The 14,002-nt window shown below is 61.8% G+C and carries 12 protein-coding genes; 3 read left to right on the top strand and 9 right to left on the bottom strand.

The window, feature by feature from the left end; genetic code table 11:
* The first annotated feature begins 5 nt into the window (after positions 1–5).
* Together FHW37_RS03505 and FHW37_RS03510 are read left to right on the top strand one after the other, a co-directional pair.
* Entirely contained in the window at positions 6–854 is an 849-nt protein-coding gene (locus FHW37_RS03505; RefSeq protein WP_145632529.1) for an ABC transporter permease, read from the top strand.
* 29 nt (positions 855–883) lie between these two features.
* Positions 884–2,617, top strand: a complete 1,734-nt coding sequence (locus FHW37_RS03510) for a M14 family metallopeptidase (RefSeq protein WP_145632530.1) — start codon at positions 884–886, stop codon at positions 2,615–2,617.
* A gap of 72 nt (positions 2,618–2,689) precedes the next feature.
* On the opposite strand, the gene FHW37_RS03515 is transcribed toward FHW37_RS03510, so the two are convergent.
* The 8 genes from FHW37_RS03515 to FHW37_RS03550 all read right to left on the bottom strand — a co-directional run bounded on the left by FHW37_RS03515 (position 2,690) and on the right by FHW37_RS03550 (position 12,195).
* The gene (locus tag FHW37_RS03515; protein ID WP_145632532.1) at positions 2,690–3,886 is read right to left on the bottom strand and encodes an amidohydrolase family protein; all 1,197 of its coding nucleotides are present in this window, start codon (positions 3,884–3,886) and stop codon (positions 2,690–2,692) included.
* A 37-nt stretch (positions 3,887–3,923) separates the two neighbouring features.
* Positions 3,924–4,904 carry an ABC transporter ATP-binding protein gene (locus tag FHW37_RS03520; protein WP_145632534.1) on the bottom strand — a complete coding sequence of 327 codons (981 nt, stop codon included), beginning with the start codon at positions 4,902–4,904 and terminating at the stop codon, positions 3,924–3,926.
* Positions 4,901–5,899: an ABC transporter ATP-binding protein gene (locus FHW37_RS03525; protein WP_145632536.1), complete on the bottom strand. Its 999-nt coding sequence runs from the start codon at positions 5,897–5,899 to the stop codon at positions 4,901–4,903. The genes FHW37_RS03520 and FHW37_RS03525 overlap by 4 nt, the downstream gene beginning before the upstream one ends.
* Positions 5,896–7,398, bottom strand: coding sequence for an amidohydrolase family protein (locus FHW37_RS03530; RefSeq protein WP_432442822.1), 1,503 nt, complete (start codon positions 7,396–7,398; stop codon positions 5,896–5,898). Before FHW37_RS03530 ends, FHW37_RS03525 begins: the two co-directional genes overlap by 4 nt.
* Positions 7,398–8,591, bottom strand: a complete 1,194-nt coding sequence (locus FHW37_RS03535) for an amidohydrolase family protein (protein WP_145632538.1) — start codon at positions 8,589–8,591, stop codon at positions 7,398–7,400. Before FHW37_RS03535 ends, FHW37_RS03530 begins: the two co-directional genes overlap by 1 nt.
* 9 nt (positions 8,592–8,600) lie before the next feature.
* The gene (locus FHW37_RS03540) at positions 8,601–9,557 is read right to left on the bottom strand and encodes an ABC transporter permease (RefSeq protein WP_145632541.1); all 957 of its coding nucleotides are present in this window, start codon (positions 9,555–9,557) and stop codon (positions 8,601–8,603) included.
* A 14-nt stretch (positions 9,558–9,571) separates the two neighbouring features.
* The gene (locus FHW37_RS03545) at positions 9,572–10,537 is read right to left on the bottom strand and encodes an ABC transporter permease (RefSeq protein WP_145632544.1); all 966 of its coding nucleotides are present in this window, start codon (positions 10,535–10,537) and stop codon (positions 9,572–9,574) included.
* A 104-nt stretch (positions 10,538–10,641) separates the two neighbouring features.
* Positions 10,642–12,195: an ABC transporter substrate-binding protein gene (locus FHW37_RS03550; protein WP_145632547.1), complete on the bottom strand. Its 1,554-nt coding sequence runs from the start codon at positions 12,193–12,195 to the stop codon at positions 10,642–10,644.
* Between the two features lie 242 nt (positions 12,196–12,437).
* Between FHW37_RS03550 and FHW37_RS03555 the strand changes: the two genes are divergently transcribed.
* Entirely contained in the window at positions 12,438–13,127 is a 690-nt protein-coding gene (locus FHW37_RS03555; RefSeq protein WP_145632550.1) for a GntR family transcriptional regulator, read from the top strand.
* Between the two features lie 104 nt (positions 13,128–13,231).
* Here the strand turns inward: FHW37_RS03555 and FHW37_RS03560 are convergent, their stop codons facing one another.
* Positions 13,232–13,996, bottom strand: a complete 765-nt coding sequence (locus FHW37_RS03560; protein ID WP_145632552.1) for an SDR family NAD(P)-dependent oxidoreductase — start codon at positions 13,994–13,996, stop codon at positions 13,232–13,234.
* Positions 13,997–14,002 lie beyond the last annotated feature (6 nt).

Here is a 14,002-nt window from a genome sequence, read left to right on the forward strand (position 1 = left end):
CGACAATGGCTGCCAAAACCTCGCGCCTGTCGCGTTTCGCCAATATCGAATTCATCCTCGGCACGGTCCTTACCGTCGTCATCTGCCTTGCCGTTCTCTTCTCCGATATCCTCTTTCCCGGCGGCGCGGAAAAGATCGACCTGATGGCGCGGCTGGCCAAACCCTTTGCCACGGCCGCCCATCCGTTTGGAACCGATCCGCTCGGCCGTGACGTGCTGGCCCGCGTCGTTGCCGGCGGCAAGATTTCGCTCGCCGTCGGTTTCACCTCGGTGATCGGCGCGGTCGTCTTCGGCGTCGCGATGGGCCTGATCGCCGGTTATTACCGCGGTTTCTGGGACATGCTGGTCATGCGCTTTGCAGACTTGCAGCTCGCCATGCCCTTCATTCTGCTCGCGATCACCTTCATCGCCATCGTCGGCGGCAGCTTGACGAACACGGTCATCCTGCTGATCGTTTCGCAATGGGTGCAATATGCCCGCCTCGTGCGCGGCTCGGTCCTGACCCTGCGCGAACGCGAGTTCATTCTTTCAGCCCGCGCGATCGGCGTAAAAGACTGGCGCATCATCCTCCAGCACCTGCTGCCGAACCTGATCGGCCCGGTCATCGTGCTGATGACGCTCAACGTCGCCAACAACATTCTGCTTGAAAGCAGCCTGACCTTCCTCGGCCTCGGCGTCGATCCGACCATTCCGAGCTGGGGTGGCATGCTGGCCGATGGCCGTACCTACCTGCAGACCGCCTGGTGGGTCAGCGTCTTCCCGGGCCTTGCCATCCTTCTCACCGTGCTCGGCCTCAACCTGCTCGGCGACTGGCTGCGCGACAGTCTCGATCCAACCGGCAGAACCTCCCGGTAATCATTCGGCATTCCATCAGGGTAAGTGACATGACTTCGATCTTCGAGACTTCCTTTCCGCGCACGCTCGACATGCTGGTCAGGGACGCCAAGCCCGGCCAGTCCTTCGAGGCCTGGACCTTCGACGATACGAAGAGCCGCCGTGCCGCCGAACAGGCGCTGAAGGAAAAGGGCGTCACCGCCCGCATCTACAGCGCCTACAAGCCGCTTCTTTTCGCTTTCCTCGAAGAGATCGACCTCGCCGGTGTGACCGCAATCGAAGTGCGCTACCCGGTCCATGCAAACGCGCCGGCCAACCGTTTCCGCCTCGAAGCCTATCCCCTGGCCGCGCTGGTGGGCGATGCCAAGATCGATTTCGTGCCGCGCGAGGACAATGCCTTTTTCTACGACGTGACACTGACGCGCGCCGGTCAGAACGAAACCATCAAGGTGTTCGTCCCGAACCGGGTGCATGACGATATCGTCGGCGAAACCAATGTTTCCCCGACCGGCTGGTATCGCGCAGAAGGCGATGACACCGGCGAACGGCTGGAAACCGATTACGAGCGCCTGTTCCACGGCGCGATCGGGGCTGTCGCAAGCCATGACTGGGGCGCAGAAGAGCCCTATTTCGAAGAACTCAATATCCGCGTCTCGCATCCGGCCGAAGATTTGCCCCTCCCCGTTGGCGACGAAGTGGTCAGCCTGCGCGAGGCATTGCACGAGGACTTTTACTTCTCGCTGCTCGAATTCTTCCAGAAGAAATCCGGCCGCCCGCTCGGCGACCGTGGGCTGAAGCCTGGCCAGATCGTGCCGGAAATCGTTCGCAGCACAGGCGAGATCGGCATCCGCGTCGAAACACGCCCGCTGAGCACCGGCTTCCTCGATGGCAAGGAGCAGGCGATCGATACGGCAAGTGAACCGCCAGCCGCCGCGCAGATGGCAAAGCTGTTGGCGGAGATCGGCGGCGAGGAATTCAACGCGAATTCCCGTTCGGGCCGCGTGCTTTCGGCGCGCTACATCAAGGGCAGCGATGCCGCGATCATGATCAGCGGCGGCCAGCACCCGAACGAGACGACCGGCATCGTCGGCGCCATTCGCGCCGCCCGCGCACTAAAGGCACGTGCCGGTGCGCATTTCACCATCTCGCCGCTGGAAAATCCGGACGGCTACGCGCTGCACCAGCGCCTGCGCGTCGACAATCCGCGCCACATGCACCATGCCGCGCGCTACACCGCGCTCGGCGACGACCTCGAATACCGTACGCGCGAAAATGCCGGCCAGCACCTGAACGAGAAGGCAATCCGCTTCAAGGCGCAGGAGATCAGCGATGCAAAGCTACATGTCAACCTGCACGGCTATCCATCGCATGAATGGACGCGGCCGCTCTCGGGTTACGTACCGCGCAATTTCGCCATGTGGACACTGCCAAAAGGCTTCTTCCTGGTGATGCGCCACCATGCCGGCTGGACAGAGCAGGCCGAAGCCATGCTGGATCACGTTACCCGCCATCTCGGCGCCATTCCGGGCATTCTCGACTATAACAACCGCCAGATCGCACTTTACGAGACCCATGCGGGTGAGACGGGTTTCCGCATCATCAACGGTTTCCCCTGCCTATCGTCGATCGATGACCGCCATACCGTGCCGCTGACGCTGATCACGGAATATCCCGACGAGACGATCTATGGCGACGATTTCGTCACGGGCCATACGGCGCAGATGGAAACGGTGATTTCCGCTTACGACGCGTGGCAGATGCTGCAGTCGAAAGCTTCGGCCTGACGGCTGATCTTTAAAATACCGGGGCAGACAATCTCCTGTCTGCTCCGGTATAAATGACGATTTCTATAGCGATCAGTTCGTCAGGACCTTGCCGCCTTCGGCAACCAGACGCCCTTCCTTGAAGACCTTGCGATTGCCCGGGAACCCGACCACGGCCTCGGGAACATGCTCCGCTGCAATCGCCACAAAATCCGCCTTCGCCCCGATTTCGATACCATAGCCGTTGAGCCTGAGTGCCTTTGCCCCTGCCGTGGTGACGATGTCGAAGGCGCTCTGCAATTCGGCATCGGCGAAAAAGCCTGAGCGATAACCGATGATCTCGGCCCGGCGCAGCATGTCGCCATCGCCATAGGGCCACCAGCTGTCGCGGATATTGTCGCTGCCGGAAAAGACGTTAACACCTTCGCTGCGCAGCAGCGCGACCGGCGGAAACGTGTGATGGCCTGGCGCATTGGTCATGATCGAAATGCCGCTTCTGGCAATCTTCGCTGCGATCTTGCGGGCCGCATCCGGCGCAAGATCACCCAGACCATAGGCATGGCTGATCGATACATGGCCCTGCATGCCAAGCGCCTCGGTGCGGGCGCAGATTTCCTCGATCGTGAAAGCGCCCATGCTGCCGCCTTCATGCAGGTGAATGTCGGCATCGACGCCGCGCTTCTCGGCAATGCCGAAGATGACATCGAGATGGGCGGTGACATCACGGTCGAAGCTTGCCGGATCGAGCCCGCCGATCAGGTCAGCGCCCAGACCGATCGCCTCGTCCAGCAATTCCGGCGTTCCCGGGCTTTTCAGAATGCCGCTCTGCGGAAAGGCAACGAGCTGGATATCGATGATATCCCCGTATTTTTCCCGAACGGCAAGGATCGTCTCCAGCGATTTCAACCCAACCGAGCCATCGACCATGACGTGGCTACGCATCTGCAGCGTGCCATGGGAAACGCAGAGTTCGAGCTGGTTGACCGCGCGCTCGGCCATCGGCTCGGCCTCTGCCATGTTCTCGGCCTGGAAGGCGACCCGCTCATGGACGTCGAAGCCGTTGGTGCAGGGGCGGTGCGGCACCCATTTTCCACCATAGAAGCTCGTATCCAGATGGATATGCCCTTCGACAAAACCCGGTACGAGCAGCTGGCCGGCGATATCGACAGCATCACCGGCTGAGGCTGCCGACGAGGCGGGCTCGATTGCGGTTATCCGCCCGCCCTCGACATGGAGGTCGTGCAAAAGCCCGTCGGCGAGTTTGGCACTGGTGAAAATCGTCTTCGTCATGATCGGGTATTTCCTCAAATATTATCGTTGAACAGGGTCAGGCGGCCGGCGCGAGGTGACAGGCAACCGTGCCGCCACCCTTGCGTGCCCGAACCTCTGGCGCCGTCTTGCTGCACAGATCCGTCGCCATCGGACAGCGCGGATGGAAGGCACAGCCCTTCGGTGGGTCGAGCGGGCTCGGCGGCTCGCCGCCCATCAGTTCGCGGTCACGATTGGGAGCTGCGACATCCGGGATCGTCTGGAGCAGGAGCCGCGTATAGGGATGTTGCGGATCGGCAAACAGCGCTTCGGTATCGGCCTCCTCGACGATCCGGCCGAGATACATAACCGAGATCCGGTCCGCCATATGGCGGACGACCGCGAGATTGTGGCTGATGAAGAGATAGGTGAGACCGAGTTCGTCCTGCAGGCGGCGCATCAGGTTGAGGATTTGCGCCTGGACCGAAACGTCGAGCGCCGAGGTCGGTTCGTCACAAACGAGGAATTCCGGTTCGCTCGCGAGTGCCCGCGCGATCGAGATACGCTGCCGCTGGCCGCCCGAAAATTCATGCGGGTAGCGTTTTGCATCGTCCGGCGACAGGCCGACCGTACGCAGCAACTCGGCGACACGGGCCTCCGTTGCTTCCGCACCGCTGCGCAGGCCGAATTCACGGATCGGTTCGGCGATAATGTCACCGACGCGCCAGCGCGGATTGAGGCTGGCATGTGGATCCTGGAAGATCATCTGGGCTTCCATCGGCTTGCCGCGGCCCCTGCCCTTGTCCGCTGGTGCGAAGACGATCGCCCCTTCGCTCGGCGCGTAAAGACCGGTGACCAGGCGCGCGACCGTGGACTTGCCGCAGCCGGATTCGCCGACCAGCGCCAGGCATTTACCCTTCTCGACAACGAAGGTGACATCCTGCACGGCCCGCAGATAACGTTTCGGCTTGCGATCGATCATCCGGTTCAGCCAGGGCGCAGAGACGTCGAAGACGCGTGAGAGCTGATCGACTTCCAGGGCGTTTTCAGCATTTCTCATGACACACCTCCATCATGGACGAGACAGGCAACACTGCCTTGCGCCTGCGCCACCATTGTCGGGCGCACCTCGCGGCACCGGGAACCGGCTTCGAGACAGCGCGGGTTGAAGGCACACCCGGTCGGGATGGCATTCAGCCGCGGCATGGCGCCATCGATCTGGGCAAGGCGTTCCACACGGGCACCCAGCGCCGGGATCGAGCCCATCAGCCCGCGCGTATAGGGATGTTTTGGCCGGCTCAGCACCTCTTCGACCGGACCGATCTCGATGACGCGGCCGGCATACATGACGGCGACGCGATCGGCCGTTTCGGCGATGACACCCATGTCATGGGTCACCAGCATGACGCCCGTGCCATGTTCGCGGCAGAGCCGGCGCAGGAGTGCAGTGATCTGCGCCTGGATCGAGACATCGAGCGCCGTCGTCGGTTCATCGGCGATGATCAGCTGCGGATTGCCGGCAAGGGCGAGCGCGATGACAACACGCTGGCGCATACCTCCGGAAAACTGATGCGGATAATGATCGATCCGTTCGTTTGCGCCGGGAATGCCCACCTGTTTCAGAAGATCGACCGCATAGACCCTCGCCTCCGTCTTGTTCCGCTCTGAATGCAGGCGGATCGTCTCGACCAGCTGCTGGCCGACGGAGAACAGGGGATTGAGCGAGGTCAGCGGATCCTGAAAAATCGCGCCGACCATGCGGCCGCGGATGGCCGCCATCTCGGCTTCACTCAGATTGTCGGTGCGCTTTCCGCCGATACGGATCTCGCCGCCTGCAATGCGTCCGGGCGGTTCCAGAAGGCCGAGCACGGCCATGCCGGTCATCGACTTTCCGGCGCCGGATTCACCGACGACACCAAGGATCTCGCCGCGCCGGATGGAGAGAGAGACATCGGAAAGTGCCGTCAGGACACCCTTGCGGGTCGGGAACTCGACCGAGAGGCCTTTGACGTCAAGCGCAAGCACGTCGGCTGCAGGAGGATGCGCGATGCTCATGACGAAACCTCGCTGTTGGATGGGGAGGACGGATAGCTCGGCGGAAAAATCGTCCCGACCGGCGGATGGCCGAAGGTGCGCTCGGGGTATCGGGCAACAAGTCCGTCGAACTGCGCCTGTGCCTGGCTTCGGACAGCGTCGAGATCCATCCCTGCCACCTTGCCGTCGCGCATCGACAGACGGCCATCGACGATCGTGGCGCGGGTAACGCGCCCCGTTGCGCCATAAACCAGGGTCTGGATCGGATCGATCCGAGGCGCGATCATCCGGTCGGCCATGTCGAAAACGGCGAGATCGGCCTTGGAGCCGACCGCAAGCCGCCCGAGATCCGGCCGCTTCAGTGCGTCCGCACCGGAAATCGTTGCGGCGTCGTAGAATTCGGCGGCGGACGCCGCGTCACCCTTTCCGGCGGCAATACGGTTGGCCATCAGCCCGACCGCCATGTTCAGAACCATGTCCGGCGGTGCGGTATCGGTGCCCATGCCGATGCGGATGCCCATCGCCTTCAGACGCGAGAAGGATTTTAGCGCGGAACCATGCCTTGCGGAAACGAGCGGACAATGCGCGACCGTCACGCCGTTTGCGGCATAGAGGGCAAGATCCTCATCGGTGGCGACCGTCGCATGCGGCGCGATCAGGCGGGGCGAAAGAAGGCCAAGACCATCCAGCCATTGCGGCGCGGTCATACCGTGCAGCCGGCGGACGGTCTGCAGCTCCATCTCCCCCTGCGCCATATGCAGGCGCACGGGAAAGTCCATTTCATTCGCGTGGGCGAATGTCTTCTGCAGAAGCGTTTCGGTGCAGGTTTCGACCCGGTCCGGCGCAAACATGCCGGAGATCAGTCCTCCGGCACGCCCATGGACACGACCGGCAAAGGATGCCGCGGCGGCAAGTTCGGCAAGCCCGCGCTCTTCGTCGAAGACCGGCTGCATCGCGCCGGCCTCGTCGAGGATCACGCCGCCACTGCGATAGGCCGGCCCGAGCCAGACACGCAGGCCGAGATCTTCGGCAGCAATTGCCGCCGCCTCGAATTCCGCCACCGTCTCGCCCCAAGCACGGTAGAAGAGCGAGGCGATCGGCAGGGCCGAGGTAATACCGTTCAGAAGCAGCTGCGCGAAGGCGTAACGCTTCTGGAAGGCCAGTTCTTCGGGCGAATACATTTCGTATGCCTGCGCGGCATAATCCGTCGGCCAGACGCGGCCCTTCTTCCAGCCCGGCTGGTTGTCCATGGAGAGCACGGTCGTATCAAGATCGGACAGTGCGTCGAGATCGACGAAACCGGGACCAATCAGCGCCTCACCCATGTCATAGCGTGCAGCAACCTCGCCTTCGAACCGATGGCCAAGCCAGATGACGCGGTCATTCTCGATGACGATTTCGCCATTCTCGATCAGCCGCCGGCCTTCGGGCAGATCGGCGACGATGAAACGCGCCTTGAGCGCCCAGCGGCCGGGTGGCCGCTTGCCAAGCGGAAGGTCGGACCAGTCCCTGTCCATCATCACGGCCGTTCCGCCAAGCTCTTGCCGTCACGGGCAACGACATTGCCGGCCGTCACCACCAGCTTGCGCGGCTGATGGGTGACGATCGCCTCGCCGACCGTCTCACCTTCGACAATCACCACGTCTCCGCGTCCGCCAAGGATCAGCGCATGTTCTTTCCGGTCCATCGCCATCGCACCGCCGGTGGTGCAGACATCGAGCGCCATCAACAGCTCGTCGTCGCGACGCAGATTGTTCTTCATGCCGAGCAGCATGGCGCGTTCCAGCATGTCGCCATTGCCGTAAGGCCCCCAGGTATCCCGGAAGCCGTCGACACCCGCGCCGAAGCGCACGCCGGCGGAACGCAGGCGCTTGAGGGACGGCACTTCGCGCGATGGCGGCGCCGTCGTCAAAATCGGCACGTCCAGTTCGGCGCAGGTATCGATCAGCGCCTGCGAGACGTTCCAATCAGGAAGGCCGAGGCAGAAGGCGTGGCTGACGGCGACCTTGCCCTGCATGCCATGTGCGCGGATACGCTCGAAAATCATCTCCATCGAAAAGGCACCGAGCTCGCCGCCCTCGTGCAGATGAATGTCGATGCCCTTGCCGTATTTTTCGGCGAGCGCAAAGATCGTATCGAGATGCGCCTTGGGATCGCGATCCATGCCGCAGGGATCAAGACCGCCGACGAGATCGGCACCCATCGCCATCGCCTTGTCCAGCAGTTCGGCCGTGCCCGGACGGCGCATCAGGCCGGATTGCGGGAAGGCAACGATCTCGATCTCGACGACACCGGCAAGCTTCCGGCGCGTCTCCAGCACGCCTTCCAGTGCAATCACGCCCTGATCGGTATCGATATCAACATGGGTGCGGATCAGCGTCGTGCCGTAACCGACCGATTGCAGCGACTGGCGCATCGACTGCACATGCGCGTCGAGGCCAAAATCCTTCTTCACCTTGCGCTCGTTGTCGATCTTGTCGATCAGCCGCGGGCCGACCTCGTTCTTGTACCAGGGATAACCGAGCAGCGACTTGTCGAGATGCGTATGGGCATCGACGAGGCCGGGAATGGCGATGCGACCGCCGGCATCTTCCGTCACAGCGCCCTCTGCCGAGAGATTCTGGCCGATCGCGGCGATACTGCCCTGGCGGATCAGGATATCGGCCGGCGCACCGCCCATCGGTCTCGTGTTCTTGATGAGAAGATCGCTCATAAAAATACCTCAGCGCAGTTTGGGATTGAGGGCGTCACGCAGCCAGTCGCCCAGGACATTGATGGAAACAACGAGAAGACAGAGCTGCAGGCCGGGGAAGAGAACGATCCACCACTGGCCGGAAAACAGATACTGGTTGCCGATGCGGATCAGGGTGCCGAGCGACGGCTGTTCCGGCGGCATGCCGACGCCAAGGAAGGACAGTGTCGCCTCGATCAGGATGCCGAGACCGAAATTGAGGGTCGCAGTGACGAGCAGCGGTGTCGTCGTATTGGGCAGGATATGCTTGACGAGGATGCGCCAGGTCGGCACGCGGATCAGCCTTGCCACCTGCACATATTCCTTGTTGCGCTCCACCATGGTCAGCGCCCGGACAGTGCGGGCATATTGCACCCAGGCCGAAAGCGAGATGGCAAGCACGATGACGCCGGAGGCGCCGACTTCGCGCAGTGAGGCCGGAAGCGCCTGCCGCGCGAGCGCCGATACGAGGATGGCGATCAGCATGGTCGGCATGGACAGAAGCACGTCGCCGGCCCGCATCAGGAGGCCATCCACCCACTTTCCGTAATAGCCGGCAACCAGACCGAAGGCGGACCCGACGATCAGGGATACGGCAACGGAAGCGGCACCGATGACGATCGAGGCGCGCGAGCCATACAGGATGGCAGAGAGAAGATCGCGACCCTGCGTATCGGTGCCAAGCAGGAATGGCCATTGCCCATCCGCCATCCAGATCGGCGGGATTTCGGCATTGAGGAGATCGAGCGAGGCAAGGTCATAGGGGTTCTGGACGGTGAACCAGGGCGCAAAAAATGCCGAACCGATCAGAAGCAGCAGAAGAATTGCCGCCGCGACTGCGGACGGATGATGTTTAAAACTCCACCAGAGATCGGAATCGCGCAAGCGGGCGAGCCTGGAGGGCGCCGCACGGACGGCCTGTTTCGTGGTCTGTTCAATGATGGTCATCTGTCTTTCTCCCTTCACGCGGCGCGCAGGCGCGGATCGATCACCGCATAGGCAATGTCGACGAACGTGTTCAGCGTCACGAAAATGAAGGATACGATGCAAAGATAGGCGGCCATGACCGGGATATCGACGAAGGTGACGGCTTGCATAAAGAGCATGCCCATGCCCGGCCACTGGAAGACCGTTTCGGTCACGAGTGCAAAGGCGATGAGATTGCCGACCTGCATGGCCGTCAGCGTGACGACCGGCATCAGACAGTTCTTCAGCGCATGCCGGAACCAGAGCGCCCGGCGCTTGACGCCGCGGGCACGGGCGAACTTGATGAAATCGGCCCGGAGGATCTCCAGCATTTCGGCGCGGACGAGCCGCATCACCAGCGTGATCTGGAAAAGCGAGAGCGACAATGCCGGCAGGATAACGGCTGCACGGCCGGAAGGCGTCAACAGGCCCGTCGACCACCAGCCAAGCCGCACCACCTCGCCGCGGCCATAACCCGGCAGCCAGCCGAGGCTGACGGAAAAGACGAGGATCAGGATGATACCGACGAAAAAACTCGGCAGCGACACACCGACGATGGAGGAGAATTGCATCCCCTCCGCCCACCAGCGCCCGCGGCCGATCGCTGTGAAGACGCCGAGCGGAATGCCGATCACCAGCGACAGGATAGTGGCGATGATGACAAGCTCGAAGGTCGCCGGAAAGCGCTCTGCGATCAGGGTGATGACATTCTGCTGATTGCGCCAGGAAAGCCCGAATTCGCCCTGCGCGGCATTAACGACGAAACGGACATATTGAACGAGGAAACCGTCATTCAGGCCGAGGCGGCTGCGCAACTCGTCGCGCTCCACCTGGGTGGCGCTTTCATTCACCATCAGCTCGACCGGATCACCAAGGAACCGGAAGATCAGGAAAGCGAAAAAGGCGACGGTCAGCATCACGAGGATGGCGTTGCCGATACGTTTGACGAGAAAGGCGATCATGAGACGCTCCGTGACCCGATCATCGACCCGCTATCCGGCTCGATCCGACGATATGGAAAGCATTCCCCCCGCCACGTTTGGACCGCAGCGAGGGGCGCGCGGGGTTACATCTTCACCAGCCACAGGCGGGGAAGGTTGTCCGAGAAGAGCGGGAAATCCTTGATCTTCGACGTCGTCGCCCAGGCAAGCGGCTGCTGGTGCAGCGGGATCATCAGGGCATGGTCCTTGGCGATCTTGAGCGACTGGGCTTCCATGGCAAGCCGCTTCGTCTGGTCGAGCTCGACGGCGGAGGCTTCCGTCACCTTGTCGAATTCCTTGTCGGACCAGCCGCCCCAGTTGAAGATGCCGAACGAGCCTTCCTTCGTATGCAGGACCTGCGAGGTGAGGCTGTAAGTGTCGAGCATCGGCAGCGTTGCCCAGCCGAGCGTATAGACATCGACCTTGCCCGAAGACCGCTTCGGCGTCTGAACCGCACGGGTGCCCTGGTCCAGCTTCGGCTTCAGCCCGATGCGCGACCACATGGAGGCGACCGCCTGGCAGACCTGTTCCTCGTTGACGAGGCTGTCGGCGCAGTTGAACTCGAATTCGAAACCTTCCGAACCGGCTTCCTTCAGAAGCGCCTTTGCCTTTTCCGGATCGGCCTTGACCGGCGTGTCGAGTGCCGGATCGTAACCGGGGATCTGCGGCGCAACGAGCGCGCCGGCATTGCGTGACTTGCCGCGCATGACCTTCTTGTTGATGAGGTCGAGATCGATGGCGAGCTGCATCGCCTGGCGTACGCGCAGATCCTTCATCGGGTTTGGCGCGCCTGACAGCAGCTGGTCACGCTGTGAGAAGCCGATCATCACGGTGCGAAGGTCGGTGCCTTCGAGAACCTTGACCTCCGGCGAAGCTTGCAGCCGCGGCAGATCCTGTACCGGCGCCTGGTCGGTAAAGTCGATATCGCCGGCGAGAAGAGCGGCGACGCGGGTTGCCGGAGAGGCGATCGGCGTCAGCTCGATCCGGTCGATATTGTGCTGCGGCTTGTCCCACCATCCGTCGAACTTGACGAAGACCGTCTTCGCATCCGGCTGGCGGCTTTCGACCTTGAACGGGCCGGTGCCGTTTTCATTATAGGTAGCATATCCTTCGGTGCCCGAACCGACATCGGTCGGCGCCTCGGCATTGTTGTCCTTCAGCCAGCCGGCATCAAAGATGTAGATCGTCGTCAGATCGTTGGGCAGAAGCGGATAATTGGCCGAGACATCGATCTCGATCGTATGCGCATCGATGACGCGCGAGCCCTTATAGGCCGGGATATTGCCGCGCAGCGGCGATTTCGGGTTCGAGGCACGCAGCAGCGAGGCCTGCACGTCTTCGGCCGTGAAATCAGCACCATTGTGGAACTTGACGCCTTCGCGCAGATGGAAGCGCCAGGTGGTCGGGGAAATGATCTCCCAGGACGTGGCAAGCGCCGGCTCGATCTTCAGGTCCCGATTGTAACGGACGAGACCTTCATAGGCGTGGTTCAGAACGCCAAGCGCAAAACTGTCGCCGTAGGAATAGGGATCGAGCGAGCTGATATCGCGCGAAGCGCCCCATTTCAAAGTACCGGCCATGGCCGGCACGGTCAGGGCGATAAGGGCAGCGCCCGTCGCCAGAATTCTTGACAATTGCATCGAAAAATTCCCCTCGGATTGCATGCAATATTCGAGCAATGTCTCTCGAAGTTGGATTGCATAGCGTTGAAACCGTTTCCCACAGGCGGCTTTTCGCGGCATTCTCTGCTGGATTAATTTCAGGCTAGATCAGAACGAATGCAAACTCAATAGAAAATTGCATGCAATTTATTCCACTGGATGCGGTACAATTTTTATGCAATATGCGGCCTATAATGCATCCAGGAGAAAGAGCGGCAGCGATGTCCACCAATCTCAGCCGAAGTGACGCGATCTACGCATCGCTCCGCCGTGCAATCCTTGAACAGGCCCTGAAGCCAGGCACCAAGCTGCCGGAGGATTCGATCGGCGACACGTTCAGCGTCAGCCGCACCAGCGCGCGCAACGCGCTGCTGCGCCTCGCGTCGGATGGCCTGGTCGAGATCAAGCCGAACCGCGGCGCAGCCGTCGCGATGCCGACGCTGGAGGAGGCGGAGGAAGTTTTTGCCTTGCGGCGCTGCCTTGAGCGCGAAGTGATCGAAAAGCTCTGCAGGCGCATGCCGCGCGACGGGATCGACGCGCTGATCAGCCATGTACGCGAAGAGGAACGGGCTTTGCAGGCCTCATCGCCACGCTCGATCCGGCTTGCCGGCGAGTTTCACATACTGCTTGCCGAGCTTACCGGCTCGAAACTGCTGATCGATTTCATCAGCCAGGTCGTGTCGCGCTCATCGCTGATCCTCGCCCGTTTCGGGCGCCCGCATTCGGCTGAATGCGGGATCGACGAACATGTGCAGCTGATCGAGGCCTTGAAGGAACAGGATGCGCAGACGGCGAGCCGGATCATGGATCACCATCTGCATGCGGTCGAGGATCGTGCCAAGACGGACGACAAGGACGACGGCCCGGATATTTCGGAAATCCTCAACCGCTACATGACGGCTTCCGAATAATTTTTGGCAGGCCACTGAACGGAGACGGAGTGTCTCGATCCAGCATGTGATCGAGACACTGGCCGGGTTGCGCCTCTACAGGGAGGCGCCGGGCAATTGACGCCTCAACGCGTCGTATAGCCACCGTCGATCACCAGCACCTCACCGGTAACATAGCTCGATGCCTGAGAGCACAGGAAGAGCGCCGCCGAAGCAACTTCCTCCGGCTGACCGACCCGGCCCATCGGCGTCATCCGCTGCCATATCGGGAACCAGTCGGGATTTTCGATGCCGCCGCGTGACAGGTCGGTTTCGATATAACCCGGCGCGATCGCGTTGACCCGGATGTTTTCAGCCGCGACCTCGCTTGCGAGGCTCTTCGTCATCATATGCACGGCCGCCTTGGAACTGTTATAGGCGACCTGGTTTTGCGGGATGTTCGAGACAATGCCCGACATCGAGCCGATGTTGAGGATCGTACCGCCACCCTGTCGGCGCATCGGCGCAAGGGCCGCGCGGCAACCGCGGAAAACCGCGTCGACATTGACCGACATGATCTCCCGCCAGATCTCGTCCGAAAACTCTCCGCTATCGCCATGGATCGCAACGCCGGCATTGTTGACCAGAATGTCGAGGCGGCCTTCTTTCGACAGGGTCTCGGCAACCATTTCGTCGGCGCCCTCGAGTGTGCGAAGATCGGCGGCAACGAAATGGTGCGTGATACCTGCTGCCGTCAGCTGCTCCGCGGCCTGCGGCGAAGCATTGCGGCCGCTGATGACGATCGTGGCGCCCGCCTCGCCCAGCGCCTTTGCGATCGCAAGGCCGATGCCGCGGGTTCCGCCCGTCACCAGAGCCACTTTGCCGTCCAGTCTGAACCTGTCGAGGATCATTGATTG

Origin of the sequence: Neorhizobium alkalisoli (assembly GCF_007829835.1) — a bacterium.
Lineage (GTDB): Bacteria > Pseudomonadota > Alphaproteobacteria > Rhizobiales > Rhizobiaceae > Neorhizobium.